The 20245-nt window shown below is 45.0% G+C and carries 15 protein-coding genes; 5 read left to right on the top strand and 10 right to left on the bottom strand.

All coding sequences use genetic code 11. The features are described from left to right. Positions 1-164: 164 nt before the first annotated feature. From P5683_RS10900 to P5683_RS10910, 3 genes are all read right to left on the bottom strand, one after another. Complete coding sequence (locus P5683_RS10900; protein WP_006669427.1) at positions 165-1781, bottom strand: Ppx/GppA phosphatase family protein; 1617 nt, start codon at positions 1779-1781, stop codon at positions 165-167. Between the two features lie 175 nt (positions 1782-1956). Then, a complete protein-coding gene (locus P5683_RS10905; RefSeq protein WP_315639830.1) occupies positions 1957-3255 on the bottom strand; it encodes a 50S ribosome-binding GTPase in 1299 nt (432 codons plus the stop codon). A 13-nt stretch (positions 3256-3268) separates the two neighbouring features. Then, complete coding sequence (locus tag P5683_RS10910; protein ID WP_006618294.1) at positions 3269-4483, bottom strand: DNA double-strand break repair nuclease NurA; 1215 nt, start codon at positions 4481-4483, stop codon at positions 3269-3271. Between the two features lie 206 nt (positions 4484-4689). Here P5683_RS10910 and P5683_RS10915 point away from each other — a divergent pair, with 206 nt between their 5' ends. Further along, on the top strand, positions 4690-7749 hold the full coding sequence (locus tag P5683_RS10915) for an ATP-binding protein (protein ID WP_315645463.1): 3060 nt from the start codon (positions 4690-4692) through the stop codon (positions 7747-7749). Between the two features lie 636 nt (positions 7750-8385). Here P5683_RS10915 and P5683_RS10920 read toward each other — a convergent pair. Together P5683_RS10920 and patX are read right to left on the bottom strand one after the other, a co-directional pair. Continuing rightward, positions 8386-8625: a hypothetical protein gene (locus tag P5683_RS10920; RefSeq protein ID WP_006618292.1), complete on the bottom strand. Its 240-nt coding sequence runs from the start codon at positions 8623-8625 to the stop codon at positions 8386-8388. Positions 8626-8954: 329 nt separating this feature from the next. Next, positions 8955-9152 (bottom strand): heterocyst-inhibiting protein PatX, encoded by a 198-nt coding sequence (gene patX / locus P5683_RS10925; protein WP_006618291.1) that lies wholly within the window; start codon positions 9150-9152, stop codon positions 8955-8957. A gap of 224 nt (positions 9153-9376) precedes the next feature. Between patX and P5683_RS10930 the strand changes: the two genes are divergently transcribed. Together P5683_RS10930 and cobN are read left to right on the top strand one after the other, a co-directional pair. Further along, complete coding sequence (locus P5683_RS10930; protein ID WP_006618290.1) at positions 9377-9661, top strand: DUF3288 family protein; 285 nt, start codon at positions 9377-9379, stop codon at positions 9659-9661. Positions 9662-9666: 5 nt separating this feature from the next. Next, entirely contained in the window at positions 9667-13377 is a 3711-nt protein-coding gene (gene cobN, locus P5683_RS10935; protein ID WP_008056292.1) for a cobaltochelatase subunit CobN, read from the top strand. A gap of 47 nt (positions 13378-13424) precedes the next feature. On the opposite strand, the gene P5683_RS10940 is transcribed toward cobN, so the two are convergent. Further along, complete coding sequence (locus P5683_RS10940; protein ID WP_315641854.1) at positions 13425-15095, bottom strand: mechanosensitive ion channel; 1671 nt, start codon at positions 15093-15095, stop codon at positions 13425-13427. Positions 15096-15405: 310 nt separating this feature from the next. On the opposite strand from P5683_RS10940, the gene P5683_RS10945 reads away from it, so the two are divergent. Further along, the gene (locus P5683_RS10945; protein WP_006622517.1) at positions 15406-15858 is read left to right on the top strand and encodes an SRPBCC family protein; all 453 of its coding nucleotides are present in this window, start codon (positions 15406-15408) and stop codon (positions 15856-15858) included. Positions 15859-15977: 119 nt separating this feature from the next. Here the strand turns inward: P5683_RS10945 and P5683_RS10950 are convergent, their stop codons facing one another. The 4 genes from P5683_RS10950 to P5683_RS10965 all read right to left on the bottom strand — a co-directional run bounded on the left by P5683_RS10950 (position 15978) and on the right by P5683_RS10965 (position 19960). Next, entirely contained in the window at positions 15978-16526 is a 549-nt protein-coding gene (locus P5683_RS10950; RefSeq protein WP_235720221.1) for an alpha/beta hydrolase, read from the bottom strand. Positions 16527-16854: 328 nt separating this feature from the next. Then, positions 16855-17679 (bottom strand): transglutaminase-like domain-containing protein, encoded by an 825-nt coding sequence (locus P5683_RS10955; RefSeq protein ID WP_315641853.1) that lies wholly within the window; start codon positions 17677-17679, stop codon positions 16855-16857. Positions 17680-17735: 56 nt separating this feature from the next. After that, positions 17736-19472, bottom strand: a complete 1737-nt coding sequence (gene mutL / locus P5683_RS10960) for a DNA mismatch repair endonuclease MutL (RefSeq protein ID WP_315639835.1) — start codon at positions 19470-19472, stop codon at positions 17736-17738. After that, positions 19469-19960, bottom strand: coding sequence for a hypothetical protein (locus P5683_RS10965; protein WP_315639837.1), 492 nt, complete (start codon positions 19958-19960; stop codon positions 19469-19471). Before P5683_RS10965 ends, mutL begins: the two co-directional genes overlap by 4 nt. A gap of 6 nt (positions 19961-19966) precedes the next feature. Here P5683_RS10965 and petN point away from each other — a divergent pair, with 6 nt between their 5' ends. Then, a complete protein-coding gene (gene petN, locus P5683_RS10970) occupies positions 19967-20056 on the top strand; it encodes a cytochrome b6-f complex subunit PetN (protein ID WP_006615846.1) in 90 nt (29 codons plus the stop codon). Positions 20057-20245: the final 189 nt, after the last annotated feature.

The following is a 20245-nucleotide window of genomic DNA, read 5'->3' on the forward strand; positions in this document are numbered from 1 at the left end:
CCCACCCGGTAATTAATTGATAATTAATAATTAATAATTAATAATTGTAGGGGCGCGCCTCCCCTAGGACATAGCCTACCAACGATAAGATAAATAAACCCGCTTTCTGGGGAGAGGGGGAAAGGGTAGCGCCACATCAATTATCGGGTTAGTTGACAGTTGATTTAAGGCTCTAAAAACGCCGCCAGTTTGATGTTATATTGTTGCTCGAACACATCTTTTTTGATGTCTAAACTCCACAATTCCAAAGCACAATTATCCTGGCGGTCAACCGGTTTCAGTATCAATTTAAACTCTTTTTTATCACGATCGCACTCACAATTAACCTCAGCTACAGCCCCTATTTGACGACGGTCTAAAGCCACCGCTAACCGCATCAAAGGATTAAGACGGTCGATAATGTGACGGTTTTTCTTCGACAAGTTTTGATAATTTTCATGTTTCTTTTTGGGGGCGCTTTTCCGGTGATAACGAGCCAGATTAGCAATCATCTCAATTTCGGTTTCAGTATAACCCAAAAGTTCCCCATTACGGATTAAATAATAGGAGTGTTTATGGTGTGCAGAATGACTAATATATAGCCCGCAGTTATGCAAAATAGCCGCCGCCCACAACAACTCTCGTTCCGCCGATCCATAGTCATGGAGAACGCCATGAGTTTGGTCAAATAGGCTGAGAGAGAAGGCTGCCACCCGTTCACCATGTTCTAAATCTACATTATATTTTTGAGCAATTTTGAGGATGCTACGTTGTCGGATAGAACTTTCATATCGTAGGCGGTCTTCAATCAACCCATGGGTAAGCATCCAATCAACAATTACCCCTTCCCGCAAACTTCTTTCACAAATAGTCAGAGATTCTATTTCTAATAAACTCATCGCCTCCTGTAAAATCAGCGCCCCAGCCAGGATAATTTCCGCCCGCCGATCATTTATGCCAGGAATTTGTAACCTTTCTTGGTAGGATAACTTCCGCAGACGACTAACGATATTGTGTAACTCATTTAAAGTAATTTGGTATCCTGCTAAAGGTGTAGGCTCAGTGCCTAATTTTTCCTTAGCAATCATCACCGCCAAGGTTTCAATTGTACCGGAAGTGCCGACTAAATGGGATACTTTTCGATTGGGGAGATGAAGACGCAACTCATCAACGGGACGTTCCAACATTCCCCGAATATAGGCTTGTACAAACAGAAATTCTGTGCGAGATATAGGGTCAGTTTTGATATATTCTTGAGTGAGACGGACAGCCCCGACCTTGGTACTACTGAGAAATTTAGGTTCTCCACCATCTCCCAAAATCAACTCTGTCGAACCCCCTCCGATATCAATAATAACGTGGGGTTCGTCGTGAAATTCCATAGCCGAGAGGACACCCAAATAAATTCTCCGGGCTTCTTCAGGACCAGAAATCAGGTTAACTTCGAGATCCAATTCATCGGATACTTGTTTGATAAAATCCCGACCGTTGGGCGCTTCCCGGACTGCACTGGTAGCGACAGCAATAACTTGTTCAGCGTTAAAAGTTTTGGCTAGTTCCTGAAAGCGTTTGAGGGTGGCGATCGCCCTATCCATGACTTCCGGCTTGAGTTGTCCTTTAGGTCCACAGTCTCCGAGTCTGACCGTATCTTTCTCTCGGGCAATAATCGTAAATGCGGGTAGACTCTTATCAATTCGCACTATGACCATGTGCAGAGAGTTGGTTCCTAGGTCAATAGAAGCCAAAATATGTTCGCCACTGGGCCTTAATTGCTTCCCTAAATGCGGAACTGATGTAGCCATAACAAATATATATTAAGCGATTCTAAATTCTATCTTAGATCAAAACTTGCCACTTCAATATCCCCTGTAGACAATCTTAGCCACCAGTAGGGGCGAACAGTAGGGGCGAAAAATTTTTCGCCCCGACAATTGTCCTTTGTCTCCTTCTACCCCTTTCCCAGAGGGAGGGGGAGTTTTATTGTCCATTGTCGATTTGGGTTTGAGAATTTTTAAAGGCTTGTTTCATCACCGATTGAATTCGCTTAGGATCGGGTTTTTTGCCACCCATTAAATCCCCGAAATATACACAAGTAGCTTCACCTAAAGCCCCCGTATAAGCAAAAGCCCAAGAAGCAGCGATCGCACTTCCAAAAGCCGGAATAAACTTAATTAATTCCCGACCGACCGCCTGAGCGAGAAATCCACCAGCGATCGCACTAACAATACCCCCAGCTTGGGAGGGGGTAATAGTTTGACCGTAGAGTTTTCCTAGTAACCCCACCATAGACACTTGTAGGGCTGTTAAAACTGGCATAGTCGCAAAAGGTAGGGGAACCGCTGCTATAGTAGCCGCCATAATTGAAAAAGCTAAAATATAGCGCCTTCCCACGTCTCGATATAAACTACTTAATTCCTGTCCCGCCTGTCCTTCCAAAAGCTGATAAATAGTCCTGGCTTCCGCTTCTGGCAACAATTCTATCAAAGTATCCCTAAAAGTTTCTAACCCATAAAATACCGGGGTGTAGCCATCTTCTTCTCGGGTAAAATCAATGGCAACTAGGCGATTATATAAATTATCAAAATCCTCTTGTATGGCATCAAAACTTCGCTGAAAGTCTGGAAAATCCGGCGGATAGGCGGGATGATTTGCCGTTCCTGTGGGGTAGACTTCATGGAGACAAGTTACCACCAATAAACAGGGTAAATCAGGGTATTTTGACCGTAAACTAGCCGCAATAGTTCGCAGGGTATCTGTAGCGAAATCATTAATTTTCACCGTCAAAATTAGCACCCGTGCGCCGCGAGTTTCCTGCTGTAAATTCTCCACCAATTCCGCTACCAACTCATCCGTATCCTGATTAATATCCCCCAGTCCGACCGTATCCGTAAAAATCAGTAAAGGTAGATCCCCGGAAGGGTAAGCATATCGTTGAGTGTTTTGGGTGTGGGGCTTAAATCCCTGGCCGACAATTTCCGCCGAAACTCCTGTTAATCCCCGAACAATGGAACTTTTACCCGCTTGAGGTTTCCCAATTAGCAGCGCTTCTGTAGTTGGAAGTTCAGCCCGGACGCGCTCTAAAATCTCAGCAACTTCGCTCTCACTAACATTAAATAATCCCCCAATTTTATCAGTTATTTTCCCTAGAGTCAAGACTTTTTTCAATCCTTCGCCAAGAGATTCCCATGGCGCTTTATTGGGCTGTTTTTGATGATTCTGGTAAGACTGAGAAGGTTCTGGGGGTAAATTGCTATCAGTATCAGATGGTTCAGACATAATTAAAGGTGTGTTAAGCAATACTTCCGCGTTTGCGTGCTTCTTTGTAGGAGATACCGACGTTAGGGAGTCCGGCGCGAATCATTTGGTCTTCTAGCATAGCAAAAAACCGAGTCCGATCGCCTCCTCTCACCACCGCTTGATTGTGGGCTTCCGCTAAAGCCACCGGGTAACCATAGCCTTTATAAACTTGGGCTAACATAATTGATAAAGCTAACTCAAATTGTTCCGTATTTTCAGCTACCCAAGCCGGACATTCAATTCTAGCGATTTCTGTGCCGACATTCACATAACAGAAGTAGATGGAATCAAAATCATAATAATCTAAAATACGCGATCGCGATCGCCAGAGGGGGCTGCGCTGTCCCGGTTTCAGATAATTAGACCATAGCACCGTATCTCGCAGAGGTTCAGAAATTTGACAGGGGGCTTGTTTAATCTTGCCTTTTTTGTCCACTTGACCGAAATCTGGGCAATTTCGCGCACAATCAGGTTCATTATACGGACACCCTTGCAATCTCAGAAACGAAATAGTTTCGCTACTGCGAGAGGCGCTGACATAACCCATCATCGGAATACCAGACACTTTAATCATATCCCAGGCTTCTAAAATCGGTTCGATAATGCGATCGCGCGCTTCTGTTGGCAATGTTTCCAAAAACCAGTAAACTAGGGAACCATCTACTAAGGCGAGGGCCGGGTTAAGGTTGTCCCCTTGAATTGTAGCAATCTCCCGGGCTGTTTCCGCGAGGGCGATCGCTTCCGAAATGCTGCGTTGGTAGCCCATCCATTCCTCTGTGCGAATACCCCACTGGCGCGAAATATATAGGTCTTCGGGACGATAAAAAATTTCGGGAACACTATCAAGGATCGGGTGGCGACTTTGACCGTAATAGAGGACAACCCTACCGATGTTGATTAGGTAACAATAGGCGATTTCGTGGGCGTTAGGGGCGATTTGGGACCCGTCTGTGGCAAAAACTGTATGGGCGGCGGGTGGTGCTTGAATCGTGAAACAGCTATCTAATTGGTCTATGGGGATGGCGGGATGAAAGGGAATCCGATCTACCCAGTAATTCAGGCTTTCTATCAATTCTTCTTGATGCTTTTGGGCTTCTGTCAGCAGGTTTTGTGCTGCTTTTAGGCGATCGCTCGCCGCTTGGGCTTCACGGGTCAAGTGTTTACTCATCCCTTGCATTTGGCGAGCCAGTTGAGTTAGGTCAAGCATAGTATTCGGGCGTGAAGTCACACCTAATTATAAATCTCAGAGGTTAACTTGATGTAGCTACCCGGAAATACTTATCGCTGATTGCCAATATAAGTTTTTCGGTACATAATATATATGTTAGGCTCTATTGACAATTTTATGCTCACAAATCATCGGGGCTAATGCTGGGTTACTTTTATGATTAACAACTAGGAGTTAATTAGATAATGGATAAAGTCGAAAATTTTGCCTTAACATCTGTTGATCTCAGTAATTGCGATCGTGAACCCATCCATATTCCCGGTAAGATTCAATCTCACGGTTGTTTGCTAGTTCTCCAGGAACCAGAACTAATCATTTTACAAGCTAGTTGTAATACTCAACTATTTTTGGGGCGGGAAGTAGAGGCTGTTGTTGGCAAAACTTTAAGCCAAGTATTTACCCCGATCGCCTTTCAAAAAATATCCCAATCTCTGAAATCCCATGATCTCAAATATTCAAACCCCATTGATATCGAATTAACCCATAACAATACCCCCCAACAATTGACCGCTATTGTCCATCGACATGATCATGTATTAATCCTGGAGTTAGAGCCACATATACCCACACAAACCCACCGCGCTTATGGCATTTATGCACAAATTCAATCTTCCCTTCCCGCTATTGAAAATAAAAACAGTTTCGAGGAATCTGCCCAATTTTTAGCCCAGGAAATTCGCCAATTAACCGAATACGATCGCGTTATGATTTATCGGTTTGAAACTGATGGGAGTGGCATTGTCGTAGCCGAAGATAAAAAACCAGAATTAGAGCCTTTTCTCGGACTCCATTACCCCGCTTCCGACATCCCCAAACAAGCCCGACAACTCTATTCTAAAAACTGGGTGAGGATTATTGTTAATGTTAATGATAATCCCGTCGCTATTTACCCTCTTCATAATCCCATTACTCAAAAACATATCGATTTGAGTTATGCCACTCTTAGGAGTGTTTCCCCTATCCATATTGAATATCTGCAAAATATGGGGGTTTCCGCTTCCTTGTGTATTTCTCTCATTAATGACCAAAAACTATGGGGTTTAATTGTTTGTCATCACTACAGCCCTAAATTTGTCTCCTATGAATTGCGCCAAGCCTGCGAATTATTAGGGCAATTTATGTCAGTGGAACTGTTCCGTCAATATCAAAAAAATTGGGAAGCCTATCAGATTAAAGTCAAAAAAATTCAGCAACTCTTTAGACAAGAACTCTCCGTACATGAATCGGATTTAATTAATCGAATTAGGACAATGATTGATTCTAGTGGTCAACATTTACTAGAATTAGTTAATGCTCAAGGTGTCGTCATTGGCTTACAGGGAGAACTCACTGAGTTCGGAGAAACTCTCCCTCAACCCGATTTAGATGATCTACTCTCCTGGCTGCGTAGCTATTACCCACAGGAAATTTTTTATACCGATCGCCTCGCTGAAATTTACCCACCTGCTCAAAATTACATCAACCAAGCCGCTGGGTTGCTGGCTATTTCCATTTACTTAGATCAAGCCACTTATCAAATAGTTTGGTTTCGTTCAGAAATTATCCAGACTGTTACTTGGGGGGGGAATCCTAACAAAGCAGTTGTTATTGATGATCATAACCAAATGCGCCTATCTCCTCGCCAATCTTTTGAAGCCTGGAAAGAAACAGTTAGTGGTCATGCTTTGGGTTGGAATGAATTAGAAATTAACGCCGCCATGGAACTCCGCAATACTTTAATGTTGGCGGTTTTGCATTTCTCTCATTTCGCCTTAGAAGAAGTTGCGAAACGCGCGGAAATGGCGAATCGAGCTAAAAGTGAGTTTTTGGCTAATATGAGCCATGAAATCCGCACACCCATGAATGCCATTTTGGGTTTTTGTGATTTACTCAAAGGATTGGTTGAAGATGATAAACAACAATCTTATCTCGATGCGATCGCCGCTGGGGGTCGAGCCTTAATTAGTTTGATTGATGATATTTTGGATCTCTCCAAAATTGAGGCGGGAAAACTTGAACTTGAGTATCACCATGTCTATTTGCCAATATTACTACAGGAAATCCAGCAAATATTTTTACCCACAGCTATGGCTAAGGGTTTATCACTACAGATTAATTTTGAACCCAATGTTCCTAAAATTATCGAATTTGATGAAGTCCGACTCCGCCAAATTCTCTTTAATATTGTCGGAAATGCTATCAAATTTACCGAAGATGGTTCCGTTACGATTTCGGTTCGCGCTGAAAGTTTTGAGCATAATTCTCACCTCACTCTCCAAATTGTGGTAGCAGATACTGGTATTGGAATAAATCCAGATCAGTATCAGCAGATTTTTGAAGCCTTTGTACAAAGTGAAGGACAAAGTAACCGTCGCTATGGTGGGACTGGACTCGGTTTGGCTATTACTCGAAGACTCACCCATCTCTTGGGAGGTAAACTAACTCTCGAAAGTCAGTTGAGCTTAGGAAGTGTTTTTACTTGTACCTTTCCTAATGTCAAAATTACACAATCTCATCAATTAAATAATCTACAAACCGCCATTTATTTGTCAGATTTAATCCCCTCTACTATCCTAGTGGTCGATGATGTCGAGTCTAACCGCAAGCTAATTGCTGGTTATTTTGATACCACAGAACACCTACTGCTAGAGGCTAAAGATGGATACCAGGCGATCGCTATGGTTGAAACTCATCATCCTGATGTCATTTTAATGGATCTACGAATGCCCGATTTAGATGGCATTGCGACCAGTCAACTCATCAAACAAAACCCCCACACTGCTAATATTCCCATTGTTATGTTAACCGCTTCTGTGGTCGCCAAAGATTTTGAATTAAGTCAAAATTTATGTCAGGGATATCTACGCAAACCTGTCAATAGAGAGCAACTCGCCGCTGTATTATCCGATATTTTAGCACGCAAAATCGATATTCAACCGCCTAACATACCTCAACAATTAACTGAAAAAACAGCAATTAATATCACTAAATTACCCTTGAATCAATTGCTAGAGTTAAAGGAAATTTTACGCAAGGAAGAAGAGAAAGGATGGCCAGAATTACGCGATCGCATGACTCAAAGAGAGTTGCGATCGTTTTTGCGACGCTTACAAAAGTTAGCTAAAAACTATCCCTGGAAGCCTCTCCAAGATTATGTCACCATTCTCGATCAGCAATTTGCAGACTTTGATTGGGATAACTTACCAGATACTATCAATAACTTCCCCACATTAAGGCGATCGCTTGAACAACTAGAGTCCCCCTAGTCCCCTCGGTCCTAAGTCATGGTTTGGTAAAGGTTTTGTAAAGAGTTGATGAAACTAGCCTCCAGATAATCTATAGAATCTTTTAATTTTGCCACCTTTCGGGTATATTTGAAATAGGGAATTTATCAAAATATCTCGGTGGTGTTAGGGGCAAAAGATTCTCAGTAAAATTACTGAATTACTCATGTAACTTGGTCTATTAGTTCAAGCCAAAAGCCAGTGATTTTACTTACATACTAACTCGCATTCATCTGGGGGAGGTCTATTATGACCGGTCTGGAACTGATTATTTTTATTTTTGGCCCGTTTATCTCATTTAGTTTGGCTTGTTTACTGGTATCTAACCAACGAGAGTTTGGCACCGAACCGGATACCAACAAATACTAACACTAACATATCATCAAAAATTTTCTTGGTGCAGCCACCTAGCGGACAACCGCCCCAAAGCGGACGGGTTGGGTTAGGGAATTGGGGCAGGTAATTATCTACCAAAAAGGCGATCGGGGGGCATATATATCTATAAGTCTCCGATCGGTGATCAAAAGTTCCCGGAAACCACCACTAAAATTGGTACTCCCATGAGTGGTAGCTTCCTGGTGTCTAGTGCTGACCACTAGCTAGGTAGGTAGAGACCGACTAGCGCCGACCATCTCCTGGCTGAGGATAGGAGGGAGACTCCTCTGGGGACTTATTATCGACTGCCATAATCTGGCTATCAACAATGGTCGCCATCTCTTGGGTCAATTGTGTATGAAAATCTAGGGAAGCCACGGAGATGGTTTTTGTCTGCGCGGGGGAAGGGGCGACTAAGGCAGCAGCGCCTACAGAAGCGATCGCAGCACTAATAGCCAAGGAAGCCAAAGCATTATATAGCATTTTTAAAGACCCTATCGATATGTGGTAACAGAACTTGCTTAAAATACTTGGGCTAGATTTCCATATCCGGAAAAAAATATAATTTTTCCCAAAAATCTCTAGTCTAGTTGGATGACAATCAGAATTTTATGAAGACATGGGGGGGGAGACAGTCAACGGAGTAATTCAGATATATTCGGCGTAATATTAGCCAGAAGTTACGGTAATCACTCATTCTGGATACGCCAGCAGTATCACCCATGAAAATAATCCCTCAATTGACAAGGGTTAATTGAGGAGACTATCTGATATATTGCGGGTAATAAAGTATATTTACATGGTTGGATGTCTTAGCCTTTCCTGCCGCTACCTCGGTGGGGGGTAGGACTGGATTCAGTCTCTGGTATTTGGTTGTCATTGACTTGAACTAGCTCATAAATTGATTCATGGGAAGACTCAGACGGGGTAGCTGTAGTCTCCAATTTGGGTTGATTAGCTAGATTAATGAGTGCCAAGCCAGATAGCATAATTAAACTGGAAAGACGCATGAGGGAATGTCCTTATCAAAGTTTCCACTATCTAATACCAGCGGGATATCAGCTATCCGGTAAAAATCGCAAAATGGGATAACTAGGAAATCATTAATCACTGGAAAATAGGGGATTTTACGGATTCATTAATTGCCCCCACCTGCCCCCCATTGGCTAGACCTATCTGGTAATAATGCTTAACTGGGGCTATAATTAACCTGAGTTCTAGGAATGCTGCCAAGATGGACGATCGCCAACAGAAACACCCCCAGTACAAAAGCGATCGCCGAATGGTTGATCAGCTTTTGGCCAATCAGTCACCGGGAGACTTAGAACTGGCGGAACTTGCGCGTCTGAAAATCCGTTACCAGGGGTTCCCCGGCGCTTGGGATATCCAAAAAGACCTAGATCGACTTTTGCAAATGTGGAATTACACGGAAGACAGCCTCTTCGAGAAAACTCGCGCCATTCATGCTGAGGGTCATGTTTACCGCGCTAAAAACCGAGATAGTGATGATTGGGTATAAATAAGATGCACAGAATTGCAGCGATACCAGGAGGCTGGAACCCCGATACAGAGGGGGTTATCTTTATTGAACAAACTGCCGCGCCAATTATTGTTTTAACTGCAGCGGATACAGAAATTCAAACCTTAGCAGCAGCCATAGCTGAGTTACCCTCAGACTTTCCCAATTTACGAGTAACTAATTTGCTGAACCTGCAACAGCAGCTTACTATAGACACCTATGCTGAGGAGGTCTTATCTCAGGCGAAGGTTGTAGTTTTGCGACTGTTGGGGGGACGTTCCTATTGGTCCTACGGTTTGGAAGTTTTGGCGGAAATCGCGGAAACTAAAGGGGTAGAATTGATTATTTTACCGGGAGATGATGGCGGCGACCCGGATTTAATTACTCAGTCTACGGTTCCCCTAACTGTAGCTAACCGAGTTTGGCAATATTTTAGTGAGGGAGGGGTAGAAAATACGATCGCAGCTTTGCAATATATAAGCGATCGCTATTTAGCCACTAATTACAACCCGCCGCCACCTGTAGCCATTCCCAGGGTCGGTCGTTATCCGTGGCGCGCGCTGTCCCCGGTCTCTAACTATCGGGAAGTGGGAATATTATTCTATCGCGCCCATTATCTATCAGGAAATACTGCCCCCATTGATAGCCTTTGTCAAGCCTTGGCGGCTCGTCAACTTAACCCGGTTCCCCTGTTTGTTTCATCCTTGCGAGATCCAGAAATCCAACAGGAGGCGATCGCCTATTTAACCAAAGCCAGACTCTTAATAAATACCACAAGTTTCTCGATTTCATCCCTGGATAATTCCGACCTACCCAGCGCCCCCCTGTTTTCTTTAGATATCCCCACATTACAAGCGATTCTGAGTGGTATTAGCGAACAGAGATGGCAATCAAGTCCCCTCGGATTACCTCCCCGTGATGTGGCGATGAATATCGCTTTACCAGAAGTAGACGGCCGCATTATTACCCGCCCAATTTCCTTTAAAACTGTCAAAAATAGCGATACCAGACTAGAAACAGATATTGTTCATTATCAACCCAAAAGCGATCGCATAGAATTTGTAGCCGACCTCGCCGCCAACTGGGTCAAACTCTCAGAAACCCCCACCCACCAAAGGCGCATCGCCCTAATTTTAGCCAACTATCCCACCCGTAACGGTCGCCTCGCCAATGGTGTCGGACTAGATACCCCCGCCAGTTGTGTAGAAATTCTCCAGGCTTTAAAATTAGCCGGATATACCGTCAGCGATTTTCCCCTTACCGGAGATGATCTGATTCAGGAACTGACCAGGGGAGTGACTAACGACCCAGAAGGGCGAGATTTTCGGGAAGTTAAGCAGTTTTTAAAATGGCAAGACTACCTGACTTATTTTAACACTTTACCCGCCGTTGTGCAAGGGGGAATTAAAGAACGTTGGGGGGTGCATTTTTTTGAGAATCCGCCGGAGATATTACCGATTGCTGGGGTACAATTTGGCAATGTTTTTGTGGGGATTCAACCATCACGAGGTTATGATATTGATCCGAGTCTGAATTATCACGCGCCGGACTTGGAACCGACCCCAGAATATTTGGCTTTTTATGAGTGGCTAAGAAACCACTTTGAGGCTCATGCGGTGGTTCATGTAGGGAAACATGGTAACTTAGAATGGCTACCGGGTAAAGGGGTAGGACTGTCGGAGGAATGTTACCCAGAAATCGCCCTGGGACCTTTACCGAATTTCTATCCGTTTATTGTTAATGACCCTGGGGAAGGTTCCCAAGCGAAACGCCGATCGCAGGCGGTAATTTTAGACCATTTAACCCCGCCAATGACTAGGGCTCAATTATATGGACCTTTGCAACAATTAGAAGGGTTAATTGATGAGTATTATGAGGCTCAAGTATTAGATCCATCTCGGTTAAAAACTATCAGCGATCGCATTGTGGAGTTAATCCGCAAGGAAAAGTTAGACCGGGATTTGGGCATCTCTGACGGGGAAATGGTGTCGGAATTATTTGGCACAATTGACGGTTATTTATGTGAACTCAAAGAAAGTCAAATCCGCGACGGTTTACATATTTTGGGGCGCTGTCCAGAAGGGAGACAATTGCGGGATTTAATCATAGCCATAGCCCGTCATCCCAGCCAAAATCGATGGGGTTTAACCAGGGCGATCGCTCAAGATTGGGGTTGGGAATTAGACCCATTAACAGCTAATCCGGGGGATTTATGGGAGGTGGAAGGCGACCAGAAAAACAGTGAAATCTGTAGGACAGTCGGGGATGCGATCGCCTTAATCGAAGACCAAGCCGCGATTTTAATCGACCAATTAATCAGCCAAAATAGTCAGGAATTCCCAGGGGAATTGACCCGCCAAGAATTAGTTTGGATCGAAAATATCCTCCTCCCCAATCTGAAAAAATGCGATCGTGAAATTCAGAACCTATTAAGGGGACTTGACGGCTGCTATATTCCCAGTGGATCATCCGGTGCGCCGACTCGTGGACGACCTGATGTTCTCCCCACCGGACGGAATTTCTACGCGGTCGATATTCGCGCCATTCCCACAGAAACCGCTTGGCGGGTCGGTCAGTTAGCAGCCGAAGCCTTGGTAGAAAAATACACCCAGGATCATGGAGAATATCCCCAAACTCTAGGGCTATCTGTGTGGGGAACTTCCACCATGCGGACGGGGGGAGATGATATCGCCCAGGCTTTAGCCTTGTTAGGGGTACAACCAGTCTGGGAGGGTGCGTCCCGGCGAGTGGTGGATTTTGAAATTTTGCCGATTTCCATATTGGGACGACCCAGGGTTGATGTCACCTTACGCATTTCTGGGTTATTTAGAGATGCTTTCCCCAATTTAATCGACTTATTCGATCGCGCTGTGGAGATGGTTTCTCAGTTATCAGAAACCCCCTCAGAAAACCCGATCGCCGCCACGGTCTATCAGGAAACTACCGCTGGGGTGGAGGAAGGTTTGACGGAAGATGAAGCTAAAATGCGATCGCGTTTGCGGGTATTTGGGTCAAAACCGGGGGCCTATGGTGCTGGGTTACAAGGATTAATTGAAGCCCAAAATTGGACCGATGACAGCGACCTGGCGCGCGCTTATTTGAATTGGAGTAGTTATGCTTATACTGGCGGTCAGGGAATTTCTGCCCCCCAAGCCTTTGCTAACCGTCTCCAACAAATGCAGGTGGTTTTACACAATCAGGATAATCGAGAACATGATATTTTGGACTCCGATGATTATTATCAATTTCAGGGAGGGATGACGGCCGCGGTGCGGGTTCTCCGAGGCGAAAATCCCGATACTTATTTTGGTGATAATTCTCTCCCAGAAAATCCCAAAGTCCGACAGTTGCGGGAGGAAATCGCTAGGGTATATCGGTCGCGGGTGGTGAATCCTAAATGGATTGCTGGGGCGATGCGACACGGTTATCGGGGGGCTTTTGAAATGGCGGCTACAGTAGATTTTTTATTCGCTTATGATGCTACCGCCCAATGTGTTGATGATTTTATGTATGGGGGGATAGCTGAGGCTTATATATTAGATGCACAAGTCCAAAATTTTGTCCGCGAAAAGAATCCTTGGGCGTTGCGGGATATGGGGGAAAGGTTACTAGAAGCACACCAGCGAGGGTTATGGTCTTCCGTAGACAGAGATTTATTAGATAGACTACGCAACGTGGTTTTAGACGCGGAAGCTGCGATCGAAATGGCAGAATAAACAGTAGAGGCAGGGTGATAACCTGCCCCTAAGAGGCGATCGCGCCTTTACTGTTTTAAGCGAGAGATGATCTCACGAATTTGCTCGGATGCTACATCGCGACCTCCCAAACCAAAGGCGATCGCAATAGCAACAGCGATCGCACCCAGTAGCAAGCCAAAAGCCAAATTCACAATATCACTAGCAATTCCCATTTGCTGAAGTGCCATAGCACCCACAAAGATAATAACAGCAATGCGGGCAGCCTGAGCCAGCAATTTAGCCGAAGAAGTGCCGGAACTCGATATCAAATTATGAGCCAAGTTAGCCAAGTATAAACCAATGCCAAAAATGATCACACCCAATAGCACTCGGCCAGCAATGATTAACAACTGCTCAACAATCAAAGTTAAAGCAGTTAAGCCCAAAATGTCCGTAGCCGTCACTACCGCAAAGAACATCACACCTACCAAAGCAATCACACCCACGATTTCCGAAGGTGTTTGCTTCGTGGCACTGGTCACAGGCTTATCATCTATCACCTCATCCTCTTCTGTGGTCTGAGTTGGGGTAGAAACCGGACTAGCCTTAGATTCAATTCCCAACCAAACAAAGATATTGTTAAAACCCAGATTGGTTAGCAGGTTAGTCACCAAATCTCGGACAATCACCCCAAACATATAAGCCAAGACTAATACCACACCCGCAATGAAAACTTGGGGAATGACATTAAAGATCTGATTCAGCATCGAAATCGCTGGGTCAGAAATCGCATTAATCTGGAGCGCTTGCAGGGCTGAGATCGCAATAGGAATCATCAGCACAACATAAACAATTGTGCCTAGCACAGAAGATAGGGATGTAGTCCCCATCGCCCTTTCTAATCCCAACTGATTGCTGAGACGATCAAAACCAACAGCAGCCAATAAATTGGTAACAATGCGACTGACGATTTGAGCCAAAAGCCAACCACCTGCCGCAATAACTAAGGCTTTCAGGATATTGGGTAGACTCGACAGGATTTGATTGACCATCGTCTGCACCGGAGATAGCAACCCAGCTAACTCCAAAGTGCTAAGAATCATGGGCAGAAACAGCAGGAAAATAAACCAATAAATGGCATTTCCCAAGGTGTGACTCAGAGAAAAATGATTCTCGTTTTCCCCATGGGGAACCTGCTGGTTGAGTCGCTCATCCAGCCTGAACATATCCAAGAACCTAATCATCAAGGTTCGGCAAATGGTAGCCAATACCCAGGCCACCCCTAACAATCCGGCTGCTCCTAATATCCTAGGTATGTAGCGGGTGATTTCATTCAACAGGGTAGTCAGGGGAGCGGAAACAGAAGTTAACTGGAGTCGGTCAAAGAAACCAATAATCGCAAAAATAAAGATAACCCAGAAAACTAGGGTCCCTGCCCATTTTTCTACGGGAAAGTCCTCACCGCCTTCCGTAGACCCAGAAATCCAACTGACCAGTTTATTATCTATATCGGTCTTTTTGAGTAGCTTTTTGACCAATGAACCCGCAAACCGAGCAAGTAGGTAGCCAAATAACAGGATTAAAATGGCTGTCACCAAATCCGCCACGGGTATATCCTCCCATATATCCCCCAGGCGAAAATTCATCAAGTCATCAACGGGATTCGGTGATGAACCCTCTTGAGCTAAACTTAAATGGGATAGGTTCCCTATTCCTATCCCCAAGGGATTGGGAATTATACACGAAGTTTCAATCATAATCTTTGTAGATGGGTTCTAAAGTTTTACAATCTAACAGAATCATTATCCCCCTAACATCTCCCCACGGAAGGAAACTAGCAAAATTTGATCAACTCTGTTATTTTCCTCGGTGATGATGTTGAACTCAAATCCAGGTGAGATTCACCAGTAAATCTATGCTCATCAGTTTTCGTCACTGGTTCCGATTGTTATAAAATGCCTACAGATGAGTTAAACCTCTGTGTGTACAAACTTGTTTGATCTCACCGTTGGGGTGGACATTAGTTCGTTCAACGGATAACGTTCTGAATATAGCTTGAGGCTTAGGATGTCATCTCGTCAAGTATTTGAACAGTCTATTCACATTAAAGCGATCGCCACTACGGTTGAACGCTGTATTACCGATCGCCATTTGATGCGTCGTTGGTTAAATCCCGCCCTCCGTTGTGACCCAGTGGGCGATTGGGATACTGATGTAGGGGGACGTTCCCGCTTTGTTATTCAAATTCCCATTATTCAACCTACCTTAGAGAGTATTGTCCTGGAAAGAGAACCGGGGCTAATTGTCTGGGGATTTGATGGATTTTTCCAAGGATGCGATCGCTGGGAATGTCAACCCCAATCCCAGGGAACTTACTTATTAAATCGCTTTGAATTTGAGATTAATAACCCCTTAATTGCCTTTGGTTTTAATCGGTTCGCCGCCCCTTGGACTAAGGCGGACATGGAAGCTCAATTGCGACGGTTGAAGCGAGTAGCAGAAGAACAGCAAAACCTATAGCGATCGCTTCCCAGATAAAAAGGGAACCTCCCCCATACACGAGAAAGATCCCCCATTGTCTGACAATCTAATTACTCCGAGAGTATCCCCAGTCTCAAGCCTTGGGGATTCCTTCCTACCTAATTACAAATCAGTTGTCGAATTTCTGGTTGAGCTCTCAAAAACTCGATCGCTTGTTCTCCTAGTTCACTAACGTCATCATACAAACTCATCAGATTATTGACATCTACCGTGATCGTATCAACCGATTGGAACCCTAAAACCACATCCAACATGGTTAACCGACCATCTCGAGTTGAATCTCGCAAAGCCGACAGTACATCATCAACAATGTTATCAATAGAACTACCAGGATTAATAAACAGACTAAAGGCCCCCACAGCTAATCGACCATAACTCGAACCTAACAGGCTATTAACTGTATCTGTGGGAACATTTACCCCAAAATTCAGAGCATTGCGGAAAGTGGTAATTTGAGAATCACTCAGTTCCGCCAAAGTAAATAAAGAGTTCAGTTGGTTAGACTTTTCCCCAGTTTCAGCAAATGTCTCCAAATCTTGAAACTCTAAGGAAATACTAGCGGGGCCGTAAATTAATTGGATCGCTTCGACTGCAGGAGCCGGGCGACTCATGAAAATTGTCAGACTGGCAGTGATTCCTACAATCATCACTAAACTCAGGGATATATATTTAGAGATCCCTTTGGTGAAGACACTGTAAGGGCTACGAAGTCCCTGACGAAAAGATTTTAGCGAAAAGTTCATGCAATATCTCCAGTAGCTTGGAAACCGCCTAGTGATTGTCACTACTAAAAAGCGACTTAGCCGATTTGGCGGTCAGGAGGATCGGCTTCCCCCCAGAAGAGGTCAATTTATCAATCAGCCTACCCTTTGACCGTGGGACACACGGCTGTAAGTTCAGGTTGATAACCCTATCTGTTTTATAGGTTTACTAGACAGGTTGAATGGTTCCCCAAATCCTTACTAATTAAACGATTCAGGTATCCAAGTCCATTCTATCTAGTAACTGCTGAATTATACCAGCATCCTGAGCAGTTGGAAGGTGGTTAAGATAATCTTCTAAGTCACAGCGAGCCTCTGACCAGCGATACAGTTGATAGTAAATAAGACCGCGATCGCGCTTTTCTTTAATATCATCAGGAGACAAGATCACAATCCTCTCCACTACCTTCAGCGCCTCCTCAAATTCCCCAACATTCATATAAATTGCCTTCAGATTTTGCAGCATCCGCCTTAAAAATTGCCGTGGTGCGATCGGATTGAGAAATTCCGGCCGTAATTTCATCGGCTGTCCATAAATTTCCGACAATCTCAGCTCACAGTCCTCGGGGAATAGCACTTCTCCCCGTCCAAACGCATCAACATAAATCCCCGCATCTTCAAATTCTGGCTTAATCAGAAAATGTCCCGGCATCCCAATTCCCACCATCGGAAAATCCATGCGTTTCGCTATCTCTAAATACACCAAGGACATCGTAATCGGAATACCAGTCCGACGGTCTATCACCTGATTGAAAAAGCTATTTTTCTGGTCATAGTATTCAGTCCGATTACCCCGAAATCCTAATTCATCATAAAGGTAATGATTAATCGCCTTAATTATCCGCAGGGGATAAGCCGGCTTTTCCAGTCTCTCTAACACATCCGCCGCCATCCTATCTAAGTGTTGCAGATATTCTAAATGGTTAAAATATGGCTGATGTTCTCGGGCAATATATAGGGCAGCCTTAGCCAAATCTATTTGATTTTCTGGCTGGCTAATCTCCTCATAAAACTGTTGTCTTGGTTCCGCAAAAGTCATGTTTATATTAAGTAGCTTTTCGTCGATAATTACTCAGGGTCATTATCCCCATATCATCATAGGCCATGACTTTTGCCAATCACCCAACTGCGACGGAAAAATCGGGCTAGGGAAGATTCCTCTAAACTTAGGAAAATCGGACGACCGTGGGGACAAGTCCGGGGGGAACGGGTAGTCACCCATTGATCTAATAGGGTTTGCATTTCGGTTAAACTTAGGGGCGTGCCGTTGCGAATGGCACTGCGGCAAGCGGTGGCTACTTGGGCGGCCTGTAAATCGCCGCCATGGCTTAGTTCAATCAGCGCTTCTTGACAGTCTGGGCGATCGCACAGAATTTCTGGGGCGCTTCGGATGGCCCAGAGTCCCTCCCCAAAGGGGTCAACTTCCAAATTGAGGCGGGTTAGTTGTTCTAGTTGCGCCTCGGACAAATTCGCTAAGATGATCGGAGTTGACAGGGGGATTACTTGCCAACGCCTGCATAATTGTTCATAAATTACCCTTTCGTGGGCAATGTGTTGTTCTACTAACCACAAACCCTCTGGGTGTTCGGCCACAATATAGGTATTGTGAATTTGACCGATCGCTTTTAGTTTGGGAACATCAATTCTCTGGGGGTTTTCCGCTGATTCTAGGGGGGTGGGGCGGGTTCGGTATGAGGCAGTATCTTCCGAGACGCGCAACAGCTTCTCGATGGGATTAACCCCCGCTGAGAGACTTTCTGGGTTCAGCTTGAGAGTCTGATCAATGGCTAGGTGAATTTGATCTTGCCAGTGTTTGAGATAATGTAAATAAATCTCGGCTTTGCTAGGATGGCGATTCCAATCAATTAAGGCGGGGTCGATATGCAGATGCACAAAACAAATCGGATAGCGATCGCGCCCACAGGTACGAGCAAAAGCCGATAATATCGTAGGCTCCAATTCGGGCGATCGCACCATACGACCATTAACTCCTATCTTAACCCAATCCTTGCGGCCACGTGAAGCGCGATCGGGCAGGCCAATCACCACCTCTAACCATGATTTCGATAGGTTTTGATGGCACTCTTCCAGCGATTCGGGGGGGTCTACATCCATTTTCAGATATTGCAGATCCCCCGCCCTGATACCCCTAATAAATTCTGGTAGCATCTGTTGGGTGGTCATGGCTGGCCCAAACCTGAGCCAGGGGCGATCGTTTTGGTGAATTTGCCATGTCACCTGGGGATGACACAGCGCTATCTGTTGTAACAACAGTTGCGCCCCCCGCAATTGTTGGGTCGCTGTCGGTCCGGCTGTGCGGCGCGAAGACCAGTTAGCAAACAGATTACTCACTCTTACTACAGTACCAGGTGCGATCGCCACCGCTTCCACCATTTCCGTCTCTCCCTGATGGTTATACACTACCCGCCATCCTGAACTTGGGGACGAGGAAAAACCAGGGCGACTGAGAATCTCTAAATCAGACAGTTGCGCGATACTGTGCAGCGCTTCTCCCCGAAACCCTAAACTGCTAATCTTTAATAAATCCCTCGCTGTCGCAATTTTACTGGTACTATGAGCCAGGGCAGCTAGTTTCAGGTTGGCTAAATTCATACCCTCCCCATTATCTGCCACCTCAATTCGCCATTGTTGCGGCCATAGAGAAACTGATATCCGCGTCGCCTTCGCATCAATGGCATTTTCTACCAATTCCCGCACCACCGCCGCCACTGAGTCTATCACTTCTCCTGCGGCTATCAGGTCAACGACTTCTTCTGACAGGATTTTAATGGAGTTCACAGTATATCTATAACCTGGTAAACCTTTGATCACTCCCCCTCTGAGGAAAAGTATTTAATCCAACCCCGCCGCATCCCTATCTCTACCATAATTCCCCCTACTGCAAACATCACTAAATTTTCTACCACCCAGAGGGCCATTTGTGCGAGAGGTTGGGGCGCTATATCCCATATAGCCAACCCCCGGACTAGACCGAAAGCAAACACCACCCCTAGTTTCAGTTGCGGGTTATTATCGCGGCGGACGGTGTAGCGATAAGTCACACCGAAGAGAAAGCCACTAATTATGGCGATCGCTCCTTTGACGATTAAATGCACATCCAAGGTTAGCCCCTCTCCTAGGATACCACTAACGGTCAACTCCATCATTAGGGCGATCGTCCCTACAGAAACACCCGCCCAAATACCCGCCACTAGGGACTGTATGCGTTCAGCCGGACTAAAGTTAGAAGATGGATGCGACTGGCTCAATTTCAGGATATGATAGCCTCTGAAGTCAATTTTCATCTGGTTTTGTAACATACTACTATGGATATTCTGTCATTAGGTTGGGTTGGATTGTTAGTCGTCTTTACTTTCTCCATTTCCATGGTTGTCTGGGGTCGTAACGGCTTTTAGGCTATCCAGCATCACCAAAAACGAGGGCAAATTATCCTTTTCGCCCTCACTCACCAGTAGGGGCAAAAAATGTTTCGCCCCTACAACTTATTGATCCATTAATTCCCTGGTCACATAGGGCGGGTTTATTAATAGCCCAACCCGGAGGGCGGGTTTATTAATATTGTCTGGGAGAGTTGAGTTGACAGC

The sequence above is a fragment of the Limnospira sp. PMC 1279.21 genome (genome assembly GCF_032349615.1).
Lineage (GTDB): Bacteria > Cyanobacteriota > Cyanobacteriia > Cyanobacteriales > Microcoleaceae > Limnospira > Limnospira fusiformis.

Bases quoted from the DNA above. Each gene is read 5' to 3' on its own strand.
- P5683_RS10900 (WP_006669427.1), bottom strand. From the start codon at position 1,781: ATGGCTACATCAGTTCCGCATTTAGGGAAGCAATTAAGGCCCAGTGGC.
- P5683_RS10945 (WP_006622517.1), top strand. From the start codon at position 15,406: ATGTCATCTCGTCAAGTATTTGAACAGTCTATTCACATTAAAGCGATC.
- petN (WP_006615846.1), top strand. From the start codon at position 19,967: ATGGATATTCTGTCATTAGGTTGGGTTGGATTGTTAGTCGTCTTTACT.
- P5683_RS10965 (WP_315639837.1), bottom strand. From the start codon at position 19,960: ATGTTACAAAACCAGATGAAAATTGACTTCAGAGGCTATCATATCCTG.
- patX (WP_006618291.1), bottom strand. From the start codon at position 9,152: ATGCGTCTTTCCAGTTTAATTATGCTATCTGGCTTGGCACTCATTAAT.
- P5683_RS10920 (WP_006618292.1), bottom strand. From the start codon at position 8,625: ATGCTATATAATGCTTTGGCTTCCTTGGCTATTAGTGCTGCGATCGCT.
- cobN (WP_008056292.1), top strand. From the start codon at position 9,667: ATGCACAGAATTGCAGCGATACCAGGAGGCTGGAACCCCGATACAGAG.
- P5683_RS10940 (WP_315641854.1), bottom strand. From the start codon at position 15,095: ATGATTGAAACTTCGTGTATAATTCCCAATCCCTTGGGGATAGGAATA.
- P5683_RS10930 (WP_006618290.1), top strand. From the start codon at position 9,377: ATGGACGATCGCCAACAGAAACACCCCCAGTACAAAAGCGATCGCCGA.
- P5683_RS10910 (WP_006618294.1), bottom strand. From the start codon at position 4,483: ATGCTTGACCTAACTCAACTGGCTCGCCAAATGCAAGGGATGAGTAAA.
- P5683_RS10915 (WP_315645463.1), top strand. From the start codon at position 4,690: ATGGATAAAGTCGAAAATTTTGCCTTAACATCTGTTGATCTCAGTAAT.
- P5683_RS10905 (WP_315639830.1), bottom strand. From the start codon at position 3,255: ATGTCTGAACCATCTGATACTGATAGCAATTTACCCCCAGAACCTTCT.
- P5683_RS10950 (WP_235720221.1), bottom strand. From the start codon at position 16,526: ATGATTGTAGGAATCACTGCCAGTCTGACAATTTTCATGAGTCGCCCG.
- P5683_RS10955 (WP_315641853.1), bottom strand. From the start codon at position 17,679: ATGACTTTTGCGGAACCAAGACAACAGTTTTATGAGGAGATTAGCCAG.